General features: G+C 73.9%; 28 protein-coding genes and 1 riboswitch. Of the genes, 13 read left to right on the plus strand and 15 right to left on the minus strand.

Features of this window, described 5'->3' with window-relative positions; genetic code table 11:
* Positions 1–80: 80 nt before the first annotated feature.
* Both ETD83_RS00575 and whiA read left to right on the plus strand, forming a co-directional pair.
* Positions 81–1,046, plus strand: a complete 966-nt coding sequence (locus ETD83_RS00575; RefSeq protein ID WP_171063954.1) for a gluconeogenesis factor YvcK family protein — start codon at positions 81–83, stop codon at positions 1,044–1,046.
* A gap of 62 nt (positions 1,047–1,108) precedes the next feature.
* Positions 1,109–2,089 carry a DNA-binding protein WhiA gene (gene whiA, locus ETD83_RS00580; RefSeq protein ID WP_138643037.1) on the plus strand — a complete coding sequence of 327 codons (981 nt, stop codon included), beginning with the start codon at positions 1,109–1,111 and terminating at the stop codon, positions 2,087–2,089.
* A gap of 3 nt (positions 2,090–2,092) precedes the next feature.
* On the opposite strand, the gene ETD83_RS00585 is transcribed toward whiA, so the two are convergent.
* The 4 genes from ETD83_RS00585 to ETD83_RS00605 all read right to left on the minus strand — a co-directional run bounded on the left by ETD83_RS00585 (position 2,093) and on the right by ETD83_RS00605 (position 6,250).
* Positions 2,093–2,560 carry a hypothetical protein gene (locus ETD83_RS00585; protein ID WP_138643038.1) on the minus strand — a complete coding sequence of 156 codons (468 nt, stop codon included), beginning with the start codon at positions 2,558–2,560 and terminating at the stop codon, positions 2,093–2,095.
* A gap of 444 nt (positions 2,561–3,004) precedes the next feature.
* Positions 3,005–4,234 (minus strand): hypothetical protein, encoded by a 1,230-nt coding sequence (locus ETD83_RS00595; RefSeq protein ID WP_138643040.1) that lies wholly within the window; start codon positions 4,232–4,234, stop codon positions 3,005–3,007.
* Complete coding sequence (locus ETD83_RS00600; RefSeq protein ID WP_138643041.1) at positions 4,224–5,486, minus strand: hypothetical protein; 1,263 nt, start codon at positions 5,484–5,486, stop codon at positions 4,224–4,226. Before ETD83_RS00600 ends, ETD83_RS00595 begins: the two co-directional genes overlap by 11 nt.
* A complete protein-coding gene (locus tag ETD83_RS00605) occupies positions 5,483–6,250 on the minus strand; it encodes a hypothetical protein (RefSeq protein ID WP_138643042.1) in 768 nt (255 codons plus the stop codon). The genes ETD83_RS00600 and ETD83_RS00605 overlap by 4 nt, the downstream gene beginning before the upstream one ends.
* A gap of 177 nt (positions 6,251–6,427) precedes the next feature.
* On the opposite strand from ETD83_RS00605, the gene gap reads away from it, so the two are divergent.
* The 6 genes from gap (at position 6,428) to ETD83_RS00635 (ending at position 11,845) form a co-directional block, all read left to right on the plus strand.
* Positions 6,428–7,432 carry a type I glyceraldehyde-3-phosphate dehydrogenase gene (gap, locus tag ETD83_RS00610; protein WP_138643043.1) on the plus strand — a complete coding sequence of 335 codons (1,005 nt, stop codon included), beginning with the start codon at positions 6,428–6,430 and terminating at the stop codon, positions 7,430–7,432.
* A gap of 77 nt (positions 7,433–7,509) precedes the next feature.
* On the plus strand, positions 7,510–8,697 hold the full coding sequence (locus ETD83_RS00615; RefSeq protein ID WP_138643044.1) for a phosphoglycerate kinase: 1,188 nt from the start codon (positions 7,510–7,512) through the stop codon (positions 8,695–8,697).
* Between the two features lie 2 nt (positions 8,698–8,699).
* A complete protein-coding gene (tpiA, locus tag ETD83_RS00620) occupies positions 8,700–9,494 on the plus strand; it encodes a triose-phosphate isomerase (RefSeq protein ID WP_138643045.1) in 795 nt (264 codons plus the stop codon).
* A 151-nt stretch (positions 9,495–9,645) separates the two neighbouring features.
* Positions 9,646–9,882 (plus strand): preprotein translocase subunit SecG, encoded by a 237-nt coding sequence (gene secG, locus ETD83_RS00625; protein WP_138643046.1) that lies wholly within the window; start codon positions 9,646–9,648, stop codon positions 9,880–9,882.
* A gap of 82 nt (positions 9,883–9,964) precedes the next feature.
* Positions 9,965–10,336 (plus strand): RNA polymerase-binding protein RbpA, encoded by a 372-nt coding sequence (locus ETD83_RS00630; protein WP_131962259.1) that lies wholly within the window; start codon positions 9,965–9,967, stop codon positions 10,334–10,336.
* A gap of 97 nt (positions 10,337–10,433) precedes the next feature.
* A riboswitch (ZMP/ZTP riboswitch) is annotated at positions 10,434–10,520 on the plus strand.
* 53 nt (positions 10,521–10,573) lie between these two features.
* Entirely contained in the window at positions 10,574–11,845 is a 1,272-nt protein-coding gene (locus ETD83_RS00635; RefSeq protein ID WP_138643047.1) for a serine hydroxymethyltransferase, read from the plus strand.
* Between the two features lie 18 nt (positions 11,846–11,863).
* Here ETD83_RS00635 and ETD83_RS00640 read toward each other — a convergent pair whose 3' ends face one another.
* Entirely contained in the window at positions 11,864–12,655 is a 792-nt protein-coding gene (locus ETD83_RS00640) for a class I SAM-dependent methyltransferase (RefSeq protein WP_230420605.1), read from the minus strand.
* A 122-nt stretch (positions 12,656–12,777) separates the two neighbouring features.
* Here ETD83_RS00640 and ETD83_RS00645 point away from each other — a divergent pair, with 122 nt between their 5' ends.
* A complete protein-coding gene (locus ETD83_RS00645) occupies positions 12,778–13,524 on the plus strand; it encodes a carboxymuconolactone decarboxylase family protein (RefSeq protein ID WP_138643049.1) in 747 nt (248 codons plus the stop codon).
* Positions 13,517–14,119, plus strand: a complete 603-nt coding sequence (locus tag ETD83_RS00650) for a GNAT family N-acetyltransferase (protein WP_138643050.1) — start codon at positions 13,517–13,519, stop codon at positions 14,117–14,119. The genes ETD83_RS00645 and ETD83_RS00650 overlap by 8 nt, the downstream gene beginning before the upstream one ends.
* A 9-nt stretch (positions 14,120–14,128) precedes the next feature.
* Here ETD83_RS00650 and ETD83_RS00655 read toward each other — a convergent pair whose 3' ends face one another.
* The 3 genes from ETD83_RS00655 to ETD83_RS00665 form a co-directional block, all read right to left on the minus strand.
* The gene (locus ETD83_RS00655) at positions 14,129–14,893 is read right to left on the minus strand and encodes an isocitrate lyase/PEP mutase family protein (protein ID WP_138643051.1); all 765 of its coding nucleotides are present in this window, start codon (positions 14,891–14,893) and stop codon (positions 14,129–14,131) included.
* 83 nt (positions 14,894–14,976) lie between these two features.
* Positions 14,977–15,732: an aspartate/glutamate racemase family protein gene (locus ETD83_RS00660; protein ID WP_138643052.1), complete on the minus strand. Its 756-nt coding sequence runs from the start codon at positions 15,730–15,732 to the stop codon at positions 14,977–14,979.
* 2 nt (positions 15,733–15,734) lie between these two features.
* Positions 15,735–16,469: a metallophosphoesterase gene (locus ETD83_RS00665; RefSeq protein ID WP_138643053.1), complete on the minus strand. Its 735-nt coding sequence runs from the start codon at positions 16,467–16,469 to the stop codon at positions 15,735–15,737.
* Between the two features lie 46 nt (positions 16,470–16,515).
* Here ETD83_RS00665 and pdxR point away from each other — a divergent pair, with 46 nt between their 5' ends.
* Positions 16,516–17,904 (plus strand): MocR-like pyridoxine biosynthesis transcription factor PdxR, encoded by a 1,389-nt coding sequence (gene pdxR / locus ETD83_RS00670; protein WP_138643054.1) that lies wholly within the window; start codon positions 16,516–16,518, stop codon positions 17,902–17,904.
* 96 nt (positions 17,905–18,000) lie between these two features.
* Here pdxR and ETD83_RS00675 read toward each other — a convergent pair whose 3' ends face one another.
* Positions 18,001–18,795, minus strand: a complete 795-nt coding sequence (locus ETD83_RS00675) for an SDR family NAD(P)-dependent oxidoreductase (protein ID WP_138643055.1) — start codon at positions 18,793–18,795, stop codon at positions 18,001–18,003.
* Positions 18,796–18,899: 104 nt separating this feature from the next.
* Between ETD83_RS00675 and ETD83_RS00680 the strand changes: the two genes are divergently transcribed.
* Positions 18,900–19,271, plus strand: a complete 372-nt coding sequence (locus ETD83_RS00680) for a VOC family protein (protein WP_138643056.1) — start codon at positions 18,900–18,902, stop codon at positions 19,269–19,271.
* A gap of 37 nt (positions 19,272–19,308) precedes the next feature.
* Here ETD83_RS00680 and ETD83_RS00685 read toward each other — a convergent pair whose 3' ends face one another.
* From ETD83_RS00685 to ETD83_RS00695, 3 genes are all read right to left on the minus strand, one after another.
* On the minus strand, positions 19,309–19,887 hold the full coding sequence (locus ETD83_RS00685) for a dihydrofolate reductase family protein (protein ID WP_138643057.1): 579 nt from the start codon (positions 19,885–19,887) through the stop codon (positions 19,309–19,311).
* A gap of 64 nt (positions 19,888–19,951) precedes the next feature.
* Positions 19,952–20,953 carry an RNA polymerase subunit sigma-70 gene (locus tag ETD83_RS00690; RefSeq protein WP_138643058.1) on the minus strand — a complete coding sequence of 334 codons (1,002 nt, stop codon included), beginning with the start codon at positions 20,951–20,953 and terminating at the stop codon, positions 19,952–19,954.
* A gap of 35 nt (positions 20,954–20,988) precedes the next feature.
* The gene (locus ETD83_RS00695; RefSeq protein ID WP_138643059.1) at positions 20,989–21,444 is read right to left on the minus strand and encodes a MarR family winged helix-turn-helix transcriptional regulator; all 456 of its coding nucleotides are present in this window, start codon (positions 21,442–21,444) and stop codon (positions 20,989–20,991) included.
* Between the two features lie 83 nt (positions 21,445–21,527).
* Here ETD83_RS00695 and ETD83_RS00700 point away from each other — a divergent pair, with 83 nt between their 5' ends.
* On the plus strand, positions 21,528–23,075 hold the full coding sequence (locus ETD83_RS00700; RefSeq protein WP_138643060.1) for an MDR family MFS transporter: 1,548 nt from the start codon (positions 21,528–21,530) through the stop codon (positions 23,073–23,075).
* Here ETD83_RS00700 and ETD83_RS00705 read toward each other — a convergent pair.
* The 3 genes from ETD83_RS00705 to ETD83_RS00715 all read right to left on the minus strand — a co-directional run bounded on the left by ETD83_RS00705 (position 23,072) and on the right by ETD83_RS00715 (position 25,337).
* Complete coding sequence (locus tag ETD83_RS00705) at positions 23,072–23,737, minus strand: response regulator transcription factor (protein ID WP_138643061.1); 666 nt, start codon at positions 23,735–23,737, stop codon at positions 23,072–23,074. The genes ETD83_RS00700 and ETD83_RS00705 overlap by 4 nt on opposite strands.
* Positions 23,738–23,763: 26 nt before the next feature.
* Positions 23,764–24,918 (minus strand): sensor histidine kinase, encoded by a 1,155-nt coding sequence (locus ETD83_RS00710; protein WP_138643062.1) that lies wholly within the window; start codon positions 24,916–24,918, stop codon positions 23,764–23,766.
* An 86-nt stretch (positions 24,919–25,004) separates the two neighbouring features.
* Positions 25,005–25,337, minus strand: coding sequence for a cupin domain-containing protein (locus ETD83_RS00715; protein ID WP_138643063.1), 333 nt, complete (start codon positions 25,335–25,337; stop codon positions 25,005–25,007).
* Positions 25,338–25,359: the final 22 nt, after the last annotated feature.

Here is a 25,359-nt window from a genome sequence, read left to right on the forward strand (position 1 = left end):
TGCGGGGGCCGACCCCCGCACCCCCGGGTGAGGATCAGGCGCCCGGCGGTCCCGGACGAGGAGAGCAGGTCGACGGCACGGTGAAGCCCAACGGCCCGAAGGTCGTCGCGCTCGGCGGCGGCCACGGCCTCTACGCCTCGCTGTCGGCGCTGCGCCGCGTCACCGACCGGCTGACCGCGATCGTCACCGTCGCCGACGACGGCGGGTCCAGCGGGCGGCTCCGCCGCGAGCTGGGGGTGCTGCCGCCCGGCGACCTGCGCATGGCGCTCGCCGCGCTGTGCGGCGACGACGAGTGGGGCCAGACGTGGCGCGACGTCGTCCAGCACCGCTTCCGCAGCGAGGGCGACCTGCGGGGCCACGCGGTCGGGAACCTCCTCATCGTCGCGCTGTGGGAGCTGCTCGGCCAGGAGGGCGCGGTCGACGGGCTCGACTGGGTCGGGCGGCTGCTCGGCGCGCACGGCCGGGTCCTGCCGATGGCGGCCGTCCCGATGGACATCGTCGCGGAGGTCCGCGGCGCCGACCCGTCGAGGCCCGACGAGATCACCCACGTCAAGGGGCAGGTCGCGTGCGCGAAGACGCCCGGCAGCGTGCTCGGCGTCTCGCTCGTCCCGGCCGACCCGCCCGCCTGCCCCGAGGCGCTCGCCGCCGTCGACGACGCCGACTGGATCGTGTTCGGGCCCGGGTCCTGGTTCACCAGCGTCCTGCCGCACCTGAAGGTCCCGGCGCTGGCCCGCGCCCTGGCCGGCTCCCGCGCCCGCCGCGCCGTCGCGCTGAACCTCGCGCCGCAGCCCGGCGAGACCGACGACTTCTCCCCGCAGACCCACCTGGAGGTCCTGCGGGCGCACGCACCCGACCTGAGCGTGGACGTCGTCCTCGCCGACCGCGGGGTGGTGGACGACCCGGCGGCGCTCGACAAGGCCGTCCAGGAGATCGGCGGGCGCCTCGTCCTCGCGGACGTCGCCGCCGATGATGCCGCCGAGGACGGGTCCCCGCGCCATGAACCCGCCCGTCTGGCCCAAGCCTTCGTACAGATATTCAGTGAGTGACGCCCGGTGCCGCCGCGATCGGCGACACTGCTGGGAGTCCGATAGGGGGAGGGGTCCAACTCATGGCGATGACCGGTGTGGTCAAGGACGAGCTGGGCAGGCTCACGATCATGAAGCCGTGCTGCCGCAAGGCCGAGGTCTCGACGCTGCTGCGCTTCGCGGGCGGCCTGCACCTGGTCAGCGGGCGCATCGTGATCGAGGCCGAGATCGACACCGGAGTCGCGGCCCGGCGCCTGATCAAGGACATCGCGGAGGTGTTCGGGCACACCTCCGAGGTCGTCGTGCTCGCGCCGAGCGGGTTGCGTAAAGGCAACCGTTATGTCGTCCGCGTCTTCCGGGACGGCGAGTCGCTCGCCCGGCAGACCGGGCTGATCGACAACAACGGGCGGCCCGTGCGCGGCCTGCCGCGGCACGTCGTCGCGGGCGCGGCGTGCGACGCCGAGTCGGCGTGGCGGGGCGCGTTCCTCGCGCACGGCTCGCTGACCGAGCCGGGCCGGTCCATGTCGCTGGAGGTGACGTGCCCGGGCCCGGAGGCGGCGCTCGCGCTGGTCGGCGCGGCCCGCCGCCTGAAGATCCACGCGAAGGCCCGCGAGGTCCGCGGCGTCGACCGGGTCGTCGTCCGCGACGGCGACGCGATCAGCGCGCTGCTCACCCGGCTCGGCGCGCACGACAGCGTCCTCGCCTGGGAGGAGCGCCGGATGCGCCGCGAGGTCCGCGCCACCGCGAACCGGCTCGCGAACTTCGACGACGCGAACCTGCGGCGCTCCGCCCGCGCCGCCGTCGCCGCCGGTGCCCGCGTCGCCCGCGCGCTGGAGATCCTCGGTGACGAGGCGCCCGAGCACCTGGTCAAGGCCGGGCAGCTGCGGCTGGAGCACAAGCAGGCGTCGCTGGAGGAGCTCGGCCAGCTCGCCGACCCGCCGCTCACCAAGGACGCCATCGCCGGCCGCATCCGCCGCCTGCTCGCCATGGCCGACAAGCGCGCCGGGGACCAGGGCATCCCCGGCACGGAGGCCAACCTGACCGCGGACATGCTCGCGCCCTGACCCTCAGCGGACGCGGTGGAGGCCGCCGTCGGGCCCGGCAACGAAGCCGAGCCGGTGACCGGAGAACGACGCGTCCACGCGGACACCGCCGCCGGGCAGCGGGCGGACGCGCACGCCCGGCCGTTCCGTGCCGCGGACGGGGGCGATCAGCGTCAGCGTCCGCACCCGCGACCCCCGCGCCGGGAGCGACACGACGGGCGCGGGCGCCTTCTTCCGGTGACCTCGCGCGACCCACCCCTGCAGGGGGTCCAGCGACCCGCGGACGGTCCGGGCGGGCGACGCGGCCGTGCCCGGCAGCGGTATCCGCAGGAAGTGGACGCGGACCCGTCCGGCGGTGGCGACGGCGCCCGTCCCGCGCGGGACGGCGGTGAACGCGGGCGGCAGGTGCCAGAGCTGCTCCACGGGGTGCGGGACGGGCGAGCGCACGTCGTCCAGCACCACGAGGGCGTCGGGGCCGGACGCGGCGAGCACCGACCGCGACCGGACGGTCCCCGTGAAGGCGGTGTCGGTGAACGAGAACGTGTCGGCGCCGCGCCGGAACCTGTGGCCGGTCAGCGCCGTCGCCGCGCGTCACGGGCGTCGGAGGACGGCTCGCCTGCCGGCCGTACGCCGCGTCCCCGGACGGCGCCCGGACGTACGCCGACTACGGCGGCGGGCGCGGCGCCGGAGAGGTCTCCTGGACCGGTATCGCGGCGGACGACGCCGTCGCCTTCGAGGCCCGCTACGCGGGCGGCGCCCGGATGCGGTTCGCGTGCGGCGACACGGCAAGTTGTGTGCGCCGGACCACGCCCAAGGGCCCCGTCACGTTGTTCACCACGAGGCCGCGTGCGTACACCCCGCCCAAGACCGGAGCCCCCGTCCACGGTGTTCTCACCGTCTTCGACGCCCGCGGGAGGATGCTCGAACGGCTGCCGTTCAGCGCGGGGTAGCGTCCCCGCGCAGGACGCGGTGGACGAGGTCGTCGCGGAGCTGCCCGTAGCCGGTCTCCGCCCAGACGCTCTCCGCCGGGTCGGCCTCGTAGTAGGGGACGTCGCGGCCGTCCCGGCGGTCCATGAGGACGTCCGGTGCCTCCTTGCCGCGGACCGCGCGGGCGCACGGCCGGCAGGCCCGGACCCGGAGGCTCTTGCGGGAGCCGACAGGACGCCAGGCGATCCTGGTTGCGGCGTCCCCGTGGAGCGGGTTGAAGAAGCAGAGCGGGACCGGCGGGATCTCCGGGTCGCCGTTCGCGACCGCCTGTGCGGACGCGAAGGCGTCGCGCCCCTGGTCGAGCAGCACCAGGACCCCGGCCAGGTCGGGGACGCCCCGGGCGGCGTCGAGGGTCTTGCCGGCGGCCTGGTAGGCGTCCAGCGCGCCGGTCATCAGGGCGCGGGCCCGCTCGCCGGTGGTGGGCACGGTGGTCTCGTCGAGCAGCTCGCCGAACGCGATGACCTCGCGGGACGCCTGCTCGCGCAGCTGGTCCTCGTTGGCCCGCAGCGCGGTGGCGAACACCGTGCGGGGCATCAGCAGGCCGCCGCCCTCGCGGCGGACGGACGCCATCCGGCGCCGCCGCCAGAGCAGGAACCCGCCCACGCCCACGACCGCGAGACCCGCCGCGCCCGCGCCGAGGGGGAGGGCCAGGCCGCCGTCGTCGTCGTCCGCCCGGCCGGAACGGGGCTCGCCGGTGCGGCTCGCGGCCCCCTGCCGGGCTTTGTGGCGCCGGTCGATCTCGGCGGAGATCCGGTCGTACTCCTGCTTGCCGGTGCCCGAGATGATCAGGTCGGCGACGCGGGACAGCCGGGCCGCGAGCGGGGTGTCGTCCATGGCGCGGTCCAGGCTGACCGCCCAGGCGGCGTCGCGCGCCTGGTGGTCGCCGCCCCATTCGCGGGCGGTCAGGTCCTCGCCGCCCTCGCGGAGGGTGATGAAGATCCCGTCGCGGCCCAGGCGGTCGTGCACGACGGAGGCGAGCTGGTCGGCGTCCGCCCAGGTGCCGCCCGTGACCAGCGGGACGAGGACCACGTAGACCGGCGCCGGCGCCTTGGCGAACCTGGCGGCGAGCCTGCGCCGCTCCGCGCCCGGCAGCGCGGACGCGATCGACGGATCGACGTAGATGGGCGAGCGGCGCAGCGCGGCGGCCAGCCGTTCGCCGGGGGACGGTTCACTCAACACCCAGGTACCTCATCACACGAGGAAGGAATTTCTTGCCGCTGGCGCCCCACGCCGCATCACGCCACACGCCGGGGACCGCGGTGTGCGGACGGCCCCCGATCTCCATGAGGTGATGCCTCCGCAGCCCGTTCCGGCGCTCGCGCTGCTGGCAGGCGCCGCAGAGCGGGCACGGTTTCGGCAGGACGCCGTCGCCGTCCAGCTTCGGGACGTACGCGCGCCCGGCCGAGTCGCCGTGCAGCGGGTTCACCAGGCACGGGACGGGCGGGGAGGCGACGTTCCGCGTCAGCGCGACGCGCCCCCGCCGGGCCAGCACGATCACGCCGACGAGGTCGATGGCGCGCTCCTCGTCGTCCTTGGCGTCGTCGTAGAGGATCTGCGCGGCGTCGTAGGCCGACACTGCGAAGGGGCGCCCGCGCTCCGCCTCGGCCGTGGCGAGCAGACCGCGGAGCCGCCCGAGTTCCTTGGACGCGTTGCGCCGCAGCCACCGCATCCCGGGCTTCCTGGGCGCCCAGGGATGCCTCTCGACCTCGCCCGGAACGGACCGCCTCCTGCGGACCAGGGCGAGGACGCCGATGCCCGCCCAGTACAGCAGCGCGGCCGTGAGCGGCCCGACGAGCAGGAGACCGGTGAGGAGCGGGCCCGAGACCTCGGCGTCGCGCGGCGTCAGCTTGTTCTCCTCCCCGAACGGATCGGGGCTGGAGTACAGCCTCGGCGTGGACGGCGATGCCGTGGGTGCCACGGCGTAGCCGTTCAGCCGCTGGACGAGCCGGTCCGCGAGCCCCTCGAACGGGCGGTCGAAGTCGGCCGGACGCGAGGAGCCCGGCTCGTTCTCGTCCAGCGGCGAGTAGTCGTAGTCGCGCGGCACCTGGAACGCCTCGGACTCAAGGCGCCCGCGCGAATTGACCATCAGGTAGAGCCCGTCCCTGCGCGACCGGTCGTGCAGGGCGAACAGGAACGCGTCGTCGCGGCCCTGCGACTCCGAGTCGGCCGGGTTCGGGATCACGACGACGTAGACGGGGGTGCCGATCTGCCTCGCGGCCTTCAGGACGGCCTGGCGCACCCGTCCGCGCTCGGCCTCGTCGAGGGCGGCGCCGACGTCGGGGTCGACGAACAGCGGGTCCCTGGCCAGCGCGGCGGAGACCCGGTCGAGGCGCTGGTAGGCGTGCGGCGGATCGTCCGCGGCGGCCGCGACCGGCCCCACGCCCATGCCCAGGACGGCGAGCAGCGCCGCGACGCCGGCCGCCCGCCTCATGTCCGCCCCCTGCCGCGGCCCCGCTTGCCCTTGCGCCGGCCGCGTCCCTGGCTGCCGTTGCCCTGGCTTCTCTTCCCCCGGCGGACGCGTCGCACGACCAGCAGGCCGAGCAGCGGCAGCCCGCTCAGCGCGGCGCCACCGCCGAACGCGGCCATCTCGACATGGTCGGCCCGCCGATCCGCCTCGTCGTCGGCGTTCAGCGCCTTGCGGGTCGCGGACTCCGGCCTCGGACGCGGATGATCGCGCCGCTCCCTGGCCCGGCCGGACAGGGCGACGTCCACGAACCGCCCGACCATGTCGGGGGCGCTCACGTCGTGGGGCAGCTCGAACTTCGCGGCCCACCAGGCGTCGTCCACGGGAAGGCGCCGGGAGCCGCCGAACTGCCGGGCCTCGCCGTGCCCGCCGGACGGGTCCACCACGATGTAGACCCCGTCCTTGCCCAGCCGGTCGCGGAGCAGCGCCGCGAGCGAGTCGGCCGGATTCTCCTCCCCGAGCCCGACGGTCGGCGTCACCGCCACATAGGCGGGCACGCCGAGCCGGGCGACGGACGCCCTGATCCGCGCGGCGGCGTCCGGCGGCAGCGACCGCGGCGCGTGGTCGGTGACGTACACCGGGTCGCGGCGCAGCGCCGCCGCGAGGTGATCGGCGCGGGACGGCTGATCGGCACGTTCCAGCGGCGCCGCGGCGGCGGGCCCGGCCAGGCCCGTGAACATGCAGGTCAGGGCCCCGCTCAGGGCAAGGAGGAACAACCGGCCGGGGCGCATGGGGCGCGATTCTACTGATGATCGGCGAAACGCCCTCACCGGCTGATCTCCCGCGCCACCGGTGTCGGGCTACCCGCGGGTCATTGGATAGGGTCGAGGCCGGGGGAGACCCCCGACCAGACGGAGTTGAACAGTCCGGCTGACCACCGGGCGATCAGACGTGCGAGGAGCCGTTCCGTGACCATCCGAGTAGGCATCAACGGGTTCGGCCGGATCGGCCGGAACTTCTACCGGGCCGTGAAGGCGTCCGGAGCCGACATCGAGATCGTGGCGGTCAACGACCTGACCGACAACGCCACGCTCGCCCAGCTGCTCAAGTACGACAGCATTCTCGGCCGCTTCCCCGCGGAGGTGCGCGCCACCGCCGACGAGATCGTCGTGGGCGGCAAGTCCATCAAGGCGTTCGCCGAGCGCGACCCCGCCAACCTGAAGTGGAGCGACGTCGGCGCCGACGTCGTCGTGGAGTCCACCGGGTTCTTCACCGACGCGACCAAGGCCAAGGTGCACGCCGACAACGGCGCCAAGAAGGTGATCATCTCCGCGCCGGCGAAGAACGAGGACGTCACGCTCGTCCTCGGCGTGAACGACGACAAGTACGACGCGGCCAAGCACACGGTGATCTCCAACGCGTCGTGCACCACCAACTGCCTGGCCCCGCTGGCGAAGGTCCTGCACGACAGCTTCGTCATCGAGAAGGGACTGATGACGACGATCCACGCCTACACGCAGGACCAGAACCTCCAGGACGCCCCGCACAAGGACCTGCGCCGCGCCCGCGCCGCCGCGCTGAACGTCGTCCCGACCTCCACCGGCGCCGCCAAGGCCATCGGCCTGGTGCTGCCCGAGCTGCAGGGCAAGCTGGACGGCTACGCGCTGCGCGTCCCGGTGCCGACCGGCTCCGCCACCGACCTCACCGTCACGCTGTCCCGCGAGGTCACGGTGGACGAGGTCAACGAGGCGTTCCGCACGGCCGCGGAGGGCTCGCTGAAGGGCTACCTCACCTACACCGAAGACCCGATCGTCTCCAGCGACATCGTCACCGACCCGGCGTCCTGCATCTTCGACTCCGGGCTGACCAAGGTCATCGGCGACCAGGTCAAGGTCGTCGGCTGGTACGACAACGAGTGGGGCTACTCCAACCGGCTCGTCGACCTGGTCAAGCTCGTCGGCTCGCAGCTGTAACCGCAGCCCTTCGCGCCGTGGCCGCGCACGACGGTGCGGCCACGGCGCGGCCGTGTACGGAAGGACACCGCATCCCGATGCGCACCATTGACGACCTCGACGTCGGAGGCCGCCGCGTCCTCGTCCGGGCCGACCTGAACGTTCCGCTTGAGGACGGCGCGATCACCGACGACGGGCGGATCCGGGCGAGCCTGCCGACGATCGAGGCGCTGCGGGCCAGGGGCGCCAAGGTCATCGTCTGCGCCCACCTCGGCCGTCCCAAGGGCGAGGTCAAGCCCGAGTTCTCGCTGGCCCCCGTCGCGGCGCGGCTCGGCGAACTGCTCGGCGCTGACGTCGCGTTCGCGGCCGACGTCGTCGGCGGCTCCGCCCGCGCCGCCGTTGACGGCCTCGCGGACGGCGGCGTCGCCCTCCTGGAGAACCTGCGCTTCGAGCCGGGCGAGACCAGCAAGGACGACGCCGAGCGCGGCGCGTTCGCCGACCGGCTCGCCGCGCTCGCCGAGATCTACGTCGGGGACGGGTTCGGCGCCGTGCACCGCAGGCACGCGTCGGTGTACGACGTGCCGAAGCGGCTCCCGCACGCCGCCGGCGGGCTGATCGCCGCCGAGGTCGAGGTGCTGAGGAAGCTCACCGAGGACGTCGAGCGCCCCTACGCGGTGGCCCTCGGCGGCTCCAAGGTGTCCGACAAGCTCGGCGTGATCGACAACCTGCTCGGCAAGGCCGACCGCATCCTGATCGGCGGCGGCATGGTCTTCACGTTCCTCAAGGCCCAGGGCCACGAGGTCGGCCAGAGCCTCCTCGAAGAGGACCAGCTCAGCACCGTCCGCGAGTACCTGCGGCGCGCCGAGAACGCCGGCGTCGAGTTCGTGCTCCCGGTCGACATCGTCGCCGCCACGGCGTTCTCCGCCGAGGCCGACCACGGCGTGGTGGCCGCCGGCGCGATCCCGTCCGACCGGCTCGGCCTGGACATCGGCCCCGAGTCCGGCAAGCTGTTCGCCGCGCGCCTCGCGGACGCCCGCACGGTCTTCTGGAACGGCCCCATGGGCGTGTTCGAGATGGAGCCGTACGCCAACGGCACCCGCGCCGTCGCGCAGGGCCTCATCGACTCCGGCGCGTTCACCGTGGTCGGCGGCGGCGACTCCGCCGCGGCCGTCCGGCGGCTCGGCTTCGACGAGGCCGCCTTCTCCCACATCTCGACCGGCGGCGGCGCCAGCCTCGAATACCTCGAAGGCAAGGCGCTGCCCGGCCTGCAGGCCCTGGAGGACTGACGATGGCCCCCGCGACACCCGCCCGCAAACCGCTGATGGCGGGCAACTGGAAGATGAACAACAACCACCTCGAGGCGATCGCGCTCGTCCAGAAGATGGCGTTCGCGCTCAAGGAGGCCGACTACGACGCCGTCGACGTCGCCGTGATCCCGCCGTTCACGGCGCTCCGCTCGGTGCAGACCCTCATCGACGCCGACAAGTACGCGATCCAGTACGGCGCGCAGGACGTCTCCCCGCACGCCTCCGGCGCCTACACCGGTGACATCTCCGCGGCGATGCTCGCCAAGCTGCGCTGCGCGTACGTCGTCGTCGGGCACTCCGAGCGCCGCCAGTACCACGCCGAGGACGACGCGCTCGTCAACGCCAAGGCCAAGGCCGCGCTCTCCGCCGACCTCACCCCGATCCTGTGCGTCGGGGAGGGCCTGGAGGTCCGCAAGGCGGGCGGGCACGTCCCGCACGTCATCGAGCAGCTCGACGGCGGCCTGGAGAAGATCACCGCCGACCAGGTGCGGCGCACCGTGATCGCCTACGAGCCGGTCTGGGCGATCGGCACCGGCGAGGTCGCCACCCCGCAGGACGCGCAGGAGGTCTGCGCGGCCATCAGGACGCGGCTCGCCGAGCTCTACGACGGCGGAGTGGCCGACCAGGTGCGTATCCTGTACGGCGGTTCGGTGAAGGGCGGCAACGTCGCCAAGCTCATGGCGCAGTCCGACGTGGACGGCGCCTTGGTCGGTGGTGCCAGCCTGGACCCGGGAGAATTCGTCAAAATCTGCCGGTACCGGGATCTCCCCGTCTGATCAAACTGATCAATTCCGCGTGAACTGGGGGTTCTTGCCGAACCAGCGGGATGTTCGTCGTACCCTTCGTAGCTGACGGGTAAACCGCCCGGCCTGACCCACCGTCTGAACTACAGACCGTCCTGAACTACAGACAAGGCGCTGAAGAATCGTGATCATCGCATCGTCCATCGTGCTCATCGTCACGAGCCTGCTGATGGTCGTCCTCGTCCTCATGCACAAGGGCAAGGGCGGCGGACTCTCAGACATGTTCGGCGGCGGTATCTCGTCGTCCCTGGGCGGGTCGTCCGTGGTAGAGCGCAACCTCGACAGGCTGACGATCGCCGTCGGCGTCCTGTGGTTCGCCTCGATCGTCGCGCTCGGGCTCCTGTTCAAGGGCGACGCCTGAGCCACCCGTTCCGACCAATGCGAGCGCCGCGCCGTCCCAGGAGGTCACGGGCGGCGGCGGAAGACCAAGCGAGGAGTATTCCGTGGGTAGTGGCAACGCGATTCGGGGCAGCCGTGTCGGGGCCGGTCCGATGGGAGAGGCGGAACGCGGTGACGCCGCCCCCCGCGTGTGGGTGACCTTCTACTGCGCCAACCGGCACGAGACCCGGCCCAGCTTCGCGACGGACGTCGCGGTCCCCGAGACCTGGGACTGCCCGCGCTGCGGGTTCCCCGCCGGGCAGGACTCGGAGAACCCGCCGGCCCCGCCGAAGACCGAGCCGTACAAGACGCACCTGGCGTACGTGAAGGAGCGCCGCAGCGACGAGGACGGCGAGGCCATCCTCGAAGAGGCGCTGGCCAAGCTCCGGCAGAAGCGCGCCGCCGTCAAGAAGGCGCTGGAGTCCGCGAGCCGCTGACGGCCCGCGCACCGACCATCGCACGGCCCGGCCCCGGAGGGGGCCGGGCCGTGCGCTTTCCGGCCTGGGCTGAGCGGGCGGGCCCGCGCCGGTATGATGGCGGGCACGCGACTGGCGCAGTCAAGGTGGAGTTGACCACCGGGGAGCGAAAGTAGTCCGCACACCGCGCGCCTGGGTGTACGGGTCCCCATCCGCCGGGGTGCCCGAACCCCGGCGCGGACAGCGCGGAGGCATCCCATGCACGAACCGGCCGTTCCCCACCTGCACGCCCAGGACCCCGAGATCGCCGGGCTCGTCGAGGCCGAGGCGCGCCGCCAGTACGAGAAGCTCCGGCTCATCGCCTCGGAGAACTACGTGTCGCCCGCCGTCCTGGAGGCCGCCGGGACCGTCCTGACCAACAAGTACTCCGAGGGCTACGCGGGCAAGCGGTACTACGAGGGCCAGCAGCTCGTCGACCCGATCGAGACGCTGGCCATCGACCGCGCGAAGGCGCTGTTCGGCGTCGAGCACGCCAACGTCCAGCCGTACTCGGGGTCGCCCGCGAACCTCGCCGTCTACATGGCGTTCCTGGAGCCCGGCGACCCGGTGATGGGCCTGTCGCTGCCGATGGGCGGGCACCTCACGCACGGCTGGTCGGTGTCGGCCACCGGCAAGTGGTTCCGGCCCGTCCGGTACGAGGTGCGCGCCGACACCGGGCGCGTCGACATGGACCAGGTGCGCGACCTGGCGCTGAAGGAGCGGCCGAAGCTCATCTGGTGCGGCGGCACCGCGATCCCGCGGACGATCGACTTCCCCGCGTTCGCCGAGATCGCCCGCGAGGCCGGCGCCGTGCTGGCCGCCGACATCGCGCACATCGCGGGCCTGATCGCGGGCGGCGCGCACCCCTCCCCGGTCGGCCACGCCGACGTGATCTCCACGACCACGCACAAGACGCTGCGCGGCCCCCGCGGTGCGATGATCATGTCGACGGCCGAGCACGCGAAGGCGGTCGACAAGGCCGTGTTCCCCGGCCTGCAGGGCGGCCCGCACAACCACACCACCGCCGCGATCGCCGTCGCGCTGAAGGAGGCGTCGCAGCCCGGGTTCGCGGCGTACGCGCGGCAGATCGTCGCGAACGCCAAGGTCCTCGCCGCCGCGCTGATGGACCGCGGCTACGACCTGGTCTCCGGCGGCACCGACAACCACCTCATCCTGATCGACCTGACGAGCAAGGGCATCGGGGGCAAGCCCGCCGCGCAGGCCCTCGACCGCGCCGGGATCGAGCTGAACTACAACGCCGTCCCGTTCGACACGCGCAAGCCGTTCGACCCGTCCGGGCTGCGCGCCGGCACCGCCGCGCTCACCACCCGCGGGCTCGGCGAGCAGCACATGCCGCAGGTCGCGGCCTGGATGGACGAGGTCGTGCAGGCCGCGGCCAAGCAGGACGAGAGCGTCGTCGAGCGGGTCGCCGGGCAGGTCCGCGAGCTGCTCGCGCCCTACCCGATGCCCGGCTGGACGGCCACGCCGTAACCCCGGCGCGTCGTGGGGCTACGCGCCGCGCAGGATCGTGATCATGCGCCAGGCGGCGGGGTCGGTGAGGGGCACCGCGTCCGCGCCGACCCCGAAGTCGCCGTGCCGGGCCGGCGTCTCCAGGCCGCCCGCGAGGCGGATCGCGGCGTCCAGTTCGGTGGCCGTCCAGAAGCGGTAGGGGACCACGTCGCGCAGCACCCGCGTGTCCCCGTCGCCGGTGATGGTCATCGTGACGTGGTCGTCGGCGATCTGGGTGACCGGGTCGAGCCGGTCGCCCGGCTCGCCCCACCGCACGGTGGCGTGGACGCCGCCGCGCTCGACCGTCCAGCCCGAGCTGACGGTGGGGTCGTCGGTGAGGCGGTCGCGCGGATGCGACATCTCCACGATGTACAGGCCGCCGGGGGACAGGTGCGCGGCGACCCGGCGCAGGTGCGCGACCAGCGCGTCCAGCGTCATCAGGTGGGACGTCGAGTCCAGCATGGTCACGATGAGGTCGAAGCGGCGGCCCAGGTCGAACCGGGTCATGTCGTCCTTGACGACCGTCAGCTCGACGCCGTCGCGCGCGGCCTCGCGTTCGGCGTACGCGCACATCTCCGCGTTCAGGTCGAGCGCGGTGGCGGCGAGGCCGCGGCGGGCGAACTCGCGGGCGTGCTCCGCCGGCCCGGCGGCCAGCTCCAGCACCGACGCGGGCCGCGCGCCGTGCTCGGCGCACCAGCCGAGCAGCGCGTCCGCCTCGGCGGGCACGTCGCGGAACGAGCACGCCAGCTCGTACGCCCATGGGTCGTCGTAGATGCCGCTCACCCGGGCCATCCTGCCAGCCCGGAGGCGGGTCGAGGCCGGTGTCACGTGATCGCCACGTCATCGTGGCGGCGGGGGTTTCACATTCCGGACGGGACTTGAGCCGCCCGGGCCGACCGCCTAGCGTGCGGTAAGTGATCGACCCCGTGAGCGGTGAGCACGTCAACGACCGACCTGCGCGCGGTCCGTCCACGACCCGGCTCCCGCTGCTGCTCCCCGGCTCGCTCAGCGACGAGCAGCTGACCGTGTACGAGGCGGTGACCGGCGGTCCGCGCGGCTCCGGCCGCACGGCCCCCTCCTGGCCGGACGACTCCCCGGACTCCCCGGACTCCCCGGACTCCGCGGTCACCGAACCGCCGTTCGGCCTGGCCGACGAGTCCGGGCGCCTCCTCGGCCCCTTCAACGCGATGCTCTACAGCCCGTCCGTCGGGCTGCCGCTGCAGGACCTCGGCGCCGCGCTGCGGTTCCGCACCGCGTTCACCAGGCGGGAACGGGAGATCGCGACGCTGGTCGTCGCTGCGCACCTGCGGTCCGACTTCGAGTGGTACGCACATGAGCGGATCGGCCGCCGCGCCGGGCTCGCCGACGGCGAGATGGACGCGCTCCGCGAGGGCCGCGCGCCGATGCTCGGCGACGTCCGCGAGCGCGTCGTGTACGAGGCGACCCGGCAGCTCGTCGCCGAGGGCGATCTCGGCGACGCCGTGTTCACCGAGGCGGCGACCACGCTCGGCCGCGCCGCCGTCGTGGAGCTGGTCACGCTCGTCGGGTACTACCGGGCGCTGGCGCTGCAGCTGCGCGTGTTCCGGGTCGGCGTCCCGGACGGCGAGCCCGCGCCCGAGTGGCCCGCCGCGGGCGGCCTGCCGGAGGACGGGCATGAGTGAGGTCCTGCGCACGGTGCGGCTCGTGCTGCGCCCGGTGTCCATGAGCGACCACGGCGCGCTGCTGACGCACTGGACGGGCCCGCTCGTCCGGCGGCACCTCTTCCACGACCGGCTGATCTCCGCCGTCCAGGTGTCGGAGATCATCGACTCCAGCGAGCGGGACTTCGCCACCGAGGGCTACGGGCTGTGGGCGCTGCGTCCCGCCCGGTGGCCCGGCGGGATCGACGGCGCCGACGTCCGGACGCCCGCGGCGGGCGAGCCGCTGATCGGCGTGGCCGGGCTCAGCCACCACGACGGCCCGCTCGGCCACGGCGTGGACGTGGAGATCCTCTACAGCCTGGAACCGGACCGGTGGGGCCAGGGCCTGGCGGCCGAGGCGTCCCGCGCGGTGCTCGACTACGCGTTCGGGGTCGTCGGCGTGCACCGGGTCACCGCCGAGATCGACACGGCGAACCCCGCGTCGGCGGAGATCGCGCTGCAGCTCGGGATGCGCCGCCGTCCGGACGGCCCCGCCGGGCCCGACGGCGCCGCCTACTACGCCGCCGAACGCTCCCGCTGGATCGGGACCCGCCGGATCGTCGACGCCGTTCCCTAGGCCAGCCGCTCAATCCCGGACGAGGCCCTGAACGTCGCCGTAGGAGAGCGCCGGGTGATCGCCGCTCTCTCCGGTGACGCCGAGGGCCGTGACCACCGCGGCCTGCAGCGCCTTGCGGAACAGCAGCGAGCCGGTGCTCACGCGGTGGACACCGAGGCGCGCCAGCCGCTCGTACTCGGTCTTGCCGGGCATGAACAGCACGTTCAGCGGCACCTCCGCGGCGACGAGAACGGCGCGGAGGTCGGCGTCGTCCACGATCCCGGGGACGAAGATCCCGTCCGCGCCCGCGTCCGCGAACGCGCGCGCCCGGCGCAGCGTCTCGTCCCGGTCCGGGTCGCCCAGCCAGAACGTGTCGGTGCGGGCGTTGAGGAACACCTGCGGCGCGGCCCGCTTCACGGCGGCGATGACGGTGGTCTGGTGGTCGAGCGGGGCGAGCGTCCCGTCGGCGCGGCCGTCCTCCAGGTTGATCCCGGCGATCCCGAACGAGGCCAGCTCGGTGACGAGTTCGGCGACGTCCGCGACCCGGGTGGAGAACCCGCCCTCGATGTCCACGGTGACCGGGACGGGCAGGCGCGACAGGACGCGGGCGAGCGCGACCGTCTCGTCGCGGGTGTCGCCCGCCGCGTCGGTCTTCCCGGCGGCCGCGGCGACGCCGAGGCTCGTCGTCCCGACCGCGGGGAACCCTGCCTTGACCAGCGCCGCTCCGCTGGCGAAGTCCCACGCGTTCGGCAGCAGCAGCGGACGATCACCGTGGTGCAGATCGTGGAAGCTCACCGTGGACCTCCGAACGTCAGGTGGGGACCTTCCCGCCGGTCGGGATCGAAACGATCCGGGTCCGTGCTCTCCACCCCCCGAATCTAGGCTCGGTTCGCTTCGCCTGCGGGCGAAGCGTCGGCGGGGCCGCCGCGCCACGTGGGGAGGGGGCGGCGGCCGGCGGCCACCTCGAACGCCGCGCGGGCGAGCAGGCGGGTGGAGTCGAGCGTCGGCAGCGGCGAGGCGCCGGGCGTGACCAGCAGCGGGATCTCGGTGCACACCAGCGCGACGGCGTCGCAGCCCCGGTCGGCGAGCCGGGCGATGACGCGGGCGTACTCGCGCCGCGAGCCGTCGGTGAAGACGCCGTTGACCAGTTCCTCGAAGATGATCCTGTGCACGGTCTCCCGGTCGGCGGCGTCCGGGACCTCGGCGGCGATGCCGCGCGCCGCCAGCTCCCGGGGGTAGAGGGGACCGTCCATGGTGTAGCGGGTGCCGAGGACGCCGACGCGGGCGCGGCCGTCCCGGACGGCCTGCTCGGCCACCACCTGGGCGATGTGCAGGCCGGGCAGCGGCAGGTCGGCGCCGGGACGTTCGAGCGCCATGTGCGCGGTGTTGTCCGGGCAGACGAAGAAGCCGGCGCCCGCCGCCGCGAGCCGCCGGACGCTCCCGGCCAGCGTCACCCGGATCGGGTCGTGGTCTCCGGCGTCCCACGCGGGCATGCTCCGCGCCAGCGCGATGAGGTCGAGCGTCACGTCCGGGTGGTCGTCGGGGCCCAGTTCCCGGAAACCCTCCTGGCAGAAGGCGCGGAGGCACAGCGCGGCGCCTTCCATGCTGTGGGCGAGGATGCCGAGGTGCTGCATGTTCAGTCCTGTCCGGTGCGGAAGTGCGTGGTCAGGCGCCCATCATCGTCCAGCACGTGGACCGCGAACCCGGGGGGTGCGTCATAGTCGGCGATGCCGCCGTCCTCGCCGGGCAGCCTCAGGGTGGACACGACGCCCGGTGCGACGAGCAGGGGCCGTCCGGCGAACGTCGTGGCCGCCGCCGTGTGCGCGTGCCCGCACAGGACGGCCACGACCCGCGGATGCCGCGCGATGACCGCCGCGAGCCGTTCCTCGCCGAACTGCCGGATCTCGTCCACGTACGGGATGTTCAGCGACACCGGCGGATGGTGGAAACAGACGAACGCCGGGGCGTCGGGCTCAGCGGTGAGTCGCCGGTCGAGCCAGTCGATCGTCTCGTCGTCGAGGAATCCGTGGTCCTTTCCGGGGACTGTGGAGTCGCAGATCGCGAACAGGGCGCCTGCCACCTTGTGCGCCCGGTTGATCGGGCGGGCACCGCATGGTTCGTCCAGGAGGGCCTCCCTGTACGGGCCTCGCGCGTCGTGGTTGCCGGGGCACATCAGGACCGGATGCGGGGACCGGAGCACCTCGCGCGCCTGCGCGTACTCGGCGGGCGTGCCGTGGTCGGCGATGTCGCCGGTGACGAGGACGGCGTCGAGCGGCAGGGCGTTCACACGCGCCATGACCCGCGCCGCCCGGTCGAGGCGGAGGTCGCCGCCGTCCAGGTGCGTGTCGCTGAGCTGGGCGAAAACGAGCATGCCGCGAAACTAGGCCACCATCGGACCACGATTAAGATCCGGTTTCATGCCGAAAGACTGGGCCGGTTCGGGGATCGACCTGCATCTGGATCCCGACACGTCCGGTGGCCGCCGGGCGGGCCTCGAACGCGCCCTCCGCGCCGCCGTCCGGTCCGGGCGGCTCGCCCCCGGCGACACGGTCCCGTCGACGCGCGCCCTGGCCGCCCAGCTCCGCCTGTCGCGCGGCACGGTCACCGCCGCCTACGACCAGCTCGCGGCCGAGGGCTACCTGACGACCGTCCCCGGCTCGGGCACGCGGGTCGCGGAGACCGCCCGGCCCGCGCCGGCGGGCCCGGACATTTCGCCGGGTGCTCGCGCCCCCGTTCACGACTTCCTGCCGGGACGGCCCGACCTCAGCGCGTTCCCCGCGCAGGCATGGCTGCGCTCGACCCGGCGCGTCATGGCCGCCGCGCCGCCCGAGGTGTACGCGCTGGGCGACCCGCGCGGCCGCCCCGAGCTGCGGGAGGCGCTCGCCGCCTATCTCGGGCGGGCCCGCGGCGTCCACGCCGACCCGGGCCGGATCGTCGTCACGTCCGGATACGCGCAGTCGCTCGGCCTGCTCGCCGGGGTTTTCGCCGGTGGCGGGACGGCGGCGGTCGCGATGGAGGAGCCGGGCCACCCGTTCCACCGGGAGATCGTCCGCCGCCACGGACCGGAGATCGTCCCGCTGCCCGTGGACGAGTTCGGTGCCCGGACCGAGGCGCTCGACCGCGCGGGCGCGGCCGTCCTCACCCCGGCGCACCAGTACCCGTCCGGCGCGACGCTCCACCCGGACCGCAGGCGCGCCTTCGCCGCCTGGGCCCGCGCCACCGGCGGGACGATCGTCGAGGACGACTACGACGGCGAGTTCCGCTTCGACCGCCGTCCCGTCGGGGCACTGCAGGGCACGGCGCCCGGCCGCGTCGTCTACGCCGGGACCGCGTCCAAGACCCTCGCCCCCGCGCTGCGCCTGGCCTGGCTGGTCCTTCCCGCGCACCTGGTCGAACCCGTGACCGAGGCCAAACGCCTCGCCGACGCCCATACGCAGTCGCTCGGGCAGCTCGTCCTCGCCGACCTCCTGCGCACGCACGCCTACGACCGGCACGTCCGCGCGTCCCGGCTGCGCTACCGCCGCCGACGCGACCGCCTGGCGGCGGCGCTGCGCGACCGCGTCCCGCACGTCCGGGTCCAGGGCGTCGCCGCCGGGCTGCACGTTCTCGTCCTCCTGCCGGACGGCGGCCCCGATGAGCCTGCGGTCCTGGAACGCGCCGGGAAACTCGGTCTCGCCCTGATGCCTCTCCGCGACCACTGGCAGGACCCGTCCGGGCGCCCGCAGGGTTTCATCGTGGGCTACAGCACGCCTCTGGGCTCCGCCTACCCGAGCGCCCTGGACGCCCTCTGCGCCGCCCTGGCGTGAGACCCGGTCAGCTCTGGCGGGTCGCGGTGATCGCCAGGGTGGTGCAGGTCGCGGTGAAGGCGCCGCCCTTAGTGGGCATGCGCCCACTCGTTCATGTCAGGGGACGGGGACGAGGCCGCCGTCCACGCGGAGGTCGATCCCGTTGATGTAGCCGGCGAGCGGGCTGGCCAGGAACGCCACGGTGGCGGCGATGTCGTCGGCGGTGCCGAGGCGGCCGGTCGGGTTGGGGGCGTACTCGGCCGTCACCAGCGGCTCCAGCTCGTCCCACCGCCGCGGCCGGCCGCGACGGGCGGCGCCGTCCTCGAACAGCCTGCGCATCCCGTCGGTGACGATCACGCCGGGGCTCACGGTGTTCGCCGTGATGCCCGTGCCCGCCAGGTGCCGGGCCAGGCTCGTGGTCAGGTTGACGACCGCCGCCTTGGCCGCCGAGTACCCGACCAGGTTGGGCAGGGGAGTGGTCGCCGCCCGGCTCCCCAGGTTGACGACCCGGCCCCAGCCGCGCTCGCGCATGCCCGGCAGGACGGCCCGGATCACGCGGACGGCAGACAGGACGTTGCCGTTCATCGCCTCCAGCCACACCGCGGGCCCGGCGTCGTCCCAGTCGTGCTCGGCGACCGGTCCGGCGTTGTTGACCAGCACGTCCACGCCCCACGCCGCGGCCCGTCCGGCGACCTCGGCCGCCGCGCCATCGTCGGTGAGGTCGCCGAGCACGACCTGCGCGGTGCCGCCCGCCGACCGCACCCGTCCGGCGACCGCCTCCGCGCGTGCCGCGTCCCGGCCGTGGACCAGCACCGCGCATCCCTCGGCCGCCAGCCGCACGGCCACCGCCGCGCCGATGCCCCCGCTGCTCGCCGTGACCAGCGCCTTCCGTCCTCCCAGCTCAAGATCCATGGCTCGGGACCCTAGCCGTGGCCACCGACGATCCCGCCGTCAGCGGCCGGTGTTAAGGTGCGGGCCGTACATTCGATCCTGCGTGAGGGAACGGGGGCCCGGCGGTGGCGTGTCGGATCAGTGAGCTCGTGCTCGACTGCCGCGACCCGGAGGCGCTGGCGGAGTTCTGGTGCGAGGTGCTGGGATTCGTGGTGCTGCACCGGGAGGACGGCGACGTGGAGATCGGTCCCCGGGAGGGCTTCGGCGGGCTCCAGCCGACGCTGATCCTTTCCCTGAGCGAGGATCCGAAGTCCGGCAAGCTGCCGCTGCACATCGACGTCAACCCCACCGACCGCGACCAGGACGCCGAGCTGGAACGGCTGCTGGCCGCCGGGGCGCGGCGCGCCGACGTCGGCCAGACCGGCGAGGAGAGCTGGGTCGTCCTCGCCGACCCCGAGGGCAACGAGTTCTGTCTGCTGAGGCGGCGCCTCGGCTGACGCGTCCGGCCACGCCCCTGCCGCGACGCTCCGGCGGTCAGGCCGGGGCGTGGCGGGTGAGGACGAGGTGGCCGCCGGGCAGCGGGCGGGCCTCCAGAAGCCGGAGCCGGACGGGCGACCGGCCCCCGAACACCGGCGTCCCCGCACCGAGGAAGGCCGGGCCGATCATCAGGTGAAGCTCGTCGACCAGGCCGGCGGACAGCAGGTCGTTCCACAGCGTGTGGCTGCCGAACGTCAGGATCTCCTTGCCCGGGGCGTTCTTGAGCCCGGCGACGCGGGCATGGGCGTCCGCGCGCCCGACGATCTCGGTGTTGTGCCACGGCGCCGTCCGGGCCGGGGTGAGCGTGTCGGAGACGACGACCTTGTCGACGGCGTTCATGTGCCGGGAGATCTCGCGCTCGACAGGAGCCTGGGACGCGTCGTCGACGATGTGCGGCCAGTAGCTCTTGAAGCCCTCAAAGCTGCTGCGTCCGAGCAGGACCGTGTCGGCGGCGCGGAGGCGTTCGGCGTTGTACTCGCTGAAGGCGTCGTGGAAGGGAAGGGCCATGACGTCGTTGCCGGGGCCCTCGTAGTAGCCGTCCAGCGAGACGATGTTGGCGACGATCAGCTTGCGCATCGGTTTCTCCTCGTGGTTTCGCGTTTCACAGGAGGAGAGACACGGTGCGCCGCGGACTCATCGGTCAGGACGGAAGTTCTTCCGGAAGCCCGAACAGCGGGTACAGCGCGGGGTCGAGGAAGGCGGTGATCCGGGTGATCCGGCCGTCGCGGAGGCTGAGGACGTTGATCGCGCCGGTCCGGAAGCGGCCGTCGGGCCCCCGCTGGTAGCAGGCGAACCCGGGCTGCCCGTTCACCTGGACGGGCACGAGGCGCCAGGGCGTCTCGAAGACCCGCTCGGCGAAGAACCGGGCGACGTCGTCGCGGCCGTCGAACCAGGCGGGCAGCGGCGGCATCGTGAACCGGACGTCGTCGGCGAGCAGCGCGACGAGGGCGTCCACGTCGGCCCGTTCCCAGGCGGCGACGAACGCGTCGATCAGCTCGCGCCGCCCGTCCGCGCCGAGCGCGGACAGCTCGGTCTGCTGGCTGGGCCCGGGCACCCGTTCCTGGACGGCCTTCCGCGCGCGCTGCAGGGCGCTGTTCACGGCGGTCGGCGTGAGATCCAGGAACGAGGCCACCTCGGCGGCGGAGAACTCCAGCACCTCGCGCAGGATCAGCACCGCGCGCTGCGTCGCGGGCAGGTGCTGCAGCGCGGCGACGAACGCCAGCTCCACGTTCTCGCGGCGGGCGAACGACGCCTCCGGGCCGGGCTCGTCGGCGGCGACGTCGTCCGGCCACGGCTCCAGGAAGACCGGGCCGGTGACGGGCTGGCCGAGGTCGTGGACGTCGCTGCGCGGCGGCCCGTGGTCGGGCGTGAGGACGCGCGGCGGGCGCTTCGAGGCGAGCCGCAGGCAGGCGTTGGTGCTGACCCGGTACAGCCAGGTGCGCAGGGAACTGCGCCCCTGGAAGCCGGGCAGGCCGCGCCAGGCGGCGAGCAGCGACTCCTGCAGCCCGTCCTCGGCGTCCTGCAGGGAGCCGAGCATGCGGTAGCAGTGCGCCCTCAGCTCGCCCCGGTAGCGGTCGGCCAGGGCGTCGAACGCCGCCGCGTCGCCGGCGCGTGCCCTGGTGAGGAGTTCGGCCTCGTCCACACGCGGAGCCTAGCCGGTCGGGGGAGACGGGGGCGTCAGCCGTCGTAGGTGTGGACGAAGCGGGCGAGGAGGCGGGCGAACTCGGCGCGCTCGGCGTCCGTCCAGTCGCTCATGGCCTTGGCGAAGTGCTCCTGGCGGGTGCGGCGGGTGGCGTCCACGACGGCGCGGCCCTCGGCGGTCAGCTCCAGGTGGATGCGGCGGCCGTCCTCCTGGGACGCGACGCGGCGGACGTAGCCGGACTTGACGGCCTCGGCGACGATGCGGCTGCCGCGCGAGGCGTCGACGCCGAGGCGAGCGGCGACCAGCCCGACGCTCATCTCCTGGCCGGCGTCGTCGGGGCCCTCGTCGATGACGTCCACGACGTGCAGGACCTGGACGTCCACGGGGAGGTTGTGATCCCGGATCGCGGCCCTGCCCAGCCGCTGCCGCGACATGCCGCGCCGCAGTTTGACCATGCTCCGCTCGACGGCGTCCAGTGCCTCCTCGCTCATGCCGACCAGTCTAGCTAGGTTGCGCAGCTCATATGCATGTGCTTAGCATTTAAGTGTCTAAAGCATATGAATGAGGAGTGCATATGGTTGCGAGCGCGACGCCGATGAGCCACGGGCACCGGCTGGTGGTGTTCGGCGGGCTGATGCTCGCCGGGCTCATGTCCTCCCTGGACGCGACGGTGCTCGGCACCGCGCTGCCCGCGCTCGTCGGGGACCTCGGCGGGCTCGGCCGGATGGCCTGGGTGTCGACCGCGTACGTGCTGGCCACCAGCGTCACCGTGCCCCTGTCGGGACGGCTGGGCGACCTGTTCGGGCGCCGCGGCGTCCTGCTCGCCGGGCTCGCCGGGTTCCTGGCCGGGTCGGCGGCGTGCGGGGCGGCGCCGTCCATGGACTGGCTGATCGCGTTCCGCGTCGTGCAGGGCGCCGCCGCGGGCTGCCTGATGAGCTCGATGTTCGCGCTGACCGGCGACCTGTTCGAGCCGAGGGAGCGCGCCAGGTACCAGGGCTGCTCGGCGCTGATCTTCGCCGTGTCGAGCATCGCCGGGCCGCTGGTCGGCGGGTTCCTCACCGACCACGCGTCCTGGCGGTGGGTGTTCTACGTCAACCTGCCGCTCGGCCTCGCCGCCATCGCCACGACCGTCCTGTTCCTGCGGCTGCCGGAGCCGGAGGGCGGGCCGCGGGCCGGCAGCGGGGCGGGCGGGGCGAGTTCGGTGGACTACGCGGGCATCGTGCTGCTCGGCGCGGCGGTCACCTGCTTCACGCTCTTCACCAGTTGGGCCGGGACGCGGTACGCGTGGGACTCGCCGGTCGTCCTCGCGCTGGCCGCGGGCTCGGCGGCGCTGTTCGCCGTCTGGGTGCTCGCCGAACGGACCGCCGCCGAACCCGTCATCCCGCCGCGGCTGTTCCGCGACCGGTCGTTCGCCGTGGCCTGCGCCGTCGCGGCCGTGGGCGGCGCGACCGGGTTCGGGCTCGCGATCTACCTGCCGATGTTCTTCCAGGTCGTCGGGGGAGCGGGGGCGACGGAGTCGGGCCTGCTGCTCCTGCCGATGATGACCGGCCTGCTCGTCGCGTCCATGGGCGCCGGGCGGCGCATCGCGCGGACCGGCCGCTACCACCGCCTGCCCGCCGCGAGCATGGCGCTCAGCGCGCTGGGCGTCGCGCTGCTCGCGACCATGGACACCGGCACCGGCCTGCTCACCGCCTGCTGCTTCATGGCGGTCCTCGGGTTCGGCGCGGGGCTGTCGCAGCAGGTCGTCATGCTCATCGCGCAGAACGCCGCGCCGCGCCGCGATCTCGGCGCGGCGAGCGCCGGGGTCTTCGCGACGAGGATGCTCGGCACCTCCGCCGGGATGGCGGTGTTCGGCGCGATCGTGTCGAGCCGGTTCGCCGAGGAGGTCGGACGCCGCGTCCCGGACGGGAGCGTCCCCGCGTTCCGCGACGCCGTCCGTCCCGAGGTGCTCGACACGCTCCCCGGGCCGGTGCGGGACGGCGTCGCCGAGGCGTTCGCGGCGGCCTTCTCCGACCTGTTCCTGGCCGGGCTGCCCCTCCTCGCGGTGGGGTTCGCGGCGGCGCTGCTGCTGCCGGACGTCCCGCTCGCGCCGCGCGGCCCCGGGCCTGGGGCGAAGGGCTAACCGTCGAGGGCGGCGTCGTGGACGAGCAGCGCGATCTGGACCCGGTTGTTCAGCTCCAGCTTCGTCAGCAGCCGCGACACGTACGCCTTCACGGTCGCGACGCTGAGCGACAGCTCCGCGCCGATCTCGCTGTTGGTCCGGCCCCGTCCGACGAGGGCGGCGACGGCCCGCTCGCCGTCGCTCAGCCGGCCCAGCAGCTCCCGGGCGCGGGCCTGGCGCGGGTCGGTGCCGGAGTCGGCGACGTAGGACATCATCTTGCGCAGCACCGCCGGCGACATCATCGGCTCACCGGCCGCGACCTGCCGGATCGCCCGGACGATCTCCGGCGGCGGGGTGTGCTTCAGCAGGAACCCGCTCGCGCCCGCCCGCATCGCGCGCATGATGTGGTCGTCGGTGTCGAACGTCGTCAGGATGATGATCTCGGGCGGGTCGCGGCGGGCGCGCAGCAGCTCGGTCGCCGCGAGGCCGTCCAGCCGGGGCATCCGGATGTCCATGAGGACGACGTCGGGCCGGTGCTGGTTGACGGCGGCGACGACCTCGGCGCCGTCGGCGACGTCCCCCACCACGTCGAGACCGGTGTCGTTGGACAGCATCATCGACAGGCCGGCCCGGACGAGCGCGTCGTCGTCCACGATCAGGACGCGGATGGGTGGGGAGTCCATCCCGCCACCCTATGGCCCTCCGCGATCTACAGCGGGAGGCGGGCGTGCAGGCGGAACCGGCCGTCGCCGGTGCGGCCGTGCTCCAGCGTGCCGCCGAGCAGCGCCACCCGTTCGGCGAGACCGACGAGCCCCGCGCCCGCACCGGGCATGGCGAGCGCGGACGGGCCGGGCGGGACCGCGTTGACGACCTCGATGTCCAGGTCCTTGCCCGCGTCGAGGGTGACCCGGACGGCGGCGCCCGGCGCGTGCTTGCGGGCGTTCGTCAGCCCCTCCTGGACGATCCGGTACGCGTGCCGCCCCACCCTGGACGGGACGCGGTCCGGGTCGGGGACGTTCTCGTCCAGCGTGACGCTCCCCCCGGCGCGCCGCGACTCCTGGACGAGCCCGGACACGTCCGCGAGCGTCGGCTGCGGCCGCTCCGGGTCGGCGCCGGGCGGGTCGGTTCGCAGCACGCCGATCACCTCGCGCAGGTCCTCCATCGCCTCGTAGGCGCTCTGCCGGATGATCCCGGCGGCCTCGCGCTGCTCGGCGGGCGTGTCCGGGCGGAACTCCAGCGCCCCCGCGTGCACGGCCAGCAGCGAGATGCGGTGCGCGAGCACGTCGTGCATCTCGCGCGCGATCCGCTCCCGCTCCAGCAGCCGCGCCTCCTCGACCCGCAGCCGCTGCTCCGACTCCGCGGACCGGGCCCGCTCGTGCAGCGACTCGATCAGCTGCCGCCGCGACCGGACGAGCATCCCGACGGCGGCCAGCATCGCGTAGCCGAGGACGAACACCAGGGACGCCTCCAAGCGCTCCCGCTGGGTCGTCATCGCACCGTCCGTCAGCTGGAACAGGACCACGACGATCGCCGAGTTCAGCGCGGTGAGGGCCACGGCCGCCAGCCAGCGGCGGTGCACCGCGACGGTGAACAGGCTCACCGCCGTCGCGCCCCACGAGACGGAGTTGGTGACCTCGTAGAACGTCAGGAACAGCGAGACCCACACCGGCCACCGGCGCCGGAACAGCACCAGCACCAGGATGCCGGCGCCGCCGAACACGGCCTCCCGGACGTCGTCGATCCAGCCCGGCGGCGCCGGGTAGTCCTCCCGGGAGCCCGCCAGCACCAGCAGCCCGATCATCAGGGCGGCCGCCGCGACGGCGGCGTCGCGGCTCCACTCGCGCGCGGACCTGCGGAGAATCACGCCGACCACGCTAACCGGCGCGGGCGCCACCCGCAGTGGCCGCAGGTAGGCGCCCCATCGACTTTGGTATCCGCCCGCCCCCGGCCTCAGCCGGGTTTGGCGACGGTGAGGAGGACGGCGGCGTCCTCCAGGGCCTCCAGGCTGTGCCGCGCGTCCGGGACGATGAGGAGGTCGCCGGAGATGCCGTCCCAGGAGTGCTCGCCGCTCACCAGCCGCACCCGGCCGCGCAGGACCGCGACCGTCGCCTCGCCCGGGTTCTCGTGCTCGGCCAGCACGGTCCCCTCCGTGAGCGCGATGAGCGTCTGCCGCAGGACGTGCTCATGCCCGCCGTAGACGGTCTCGGCGCTGCGTCCGGTGGAGCCGCCCGCGGCGCGCTTCAAGTGGTCCCGTACCAGTGCGTCCAGCGAGAGCTTCTGCATGGGACCTAGTGTGCCCGGACGC

Source organism: Actinomadura soli (genome assembly GCF_005889715.1).
Taxonomy (GTDB): Bacteria; Actinomycetota; Actinomycetes; order Streptosporangiales; family Streptosporangiaceae; genus Spirillospora; species Spirillospora soli.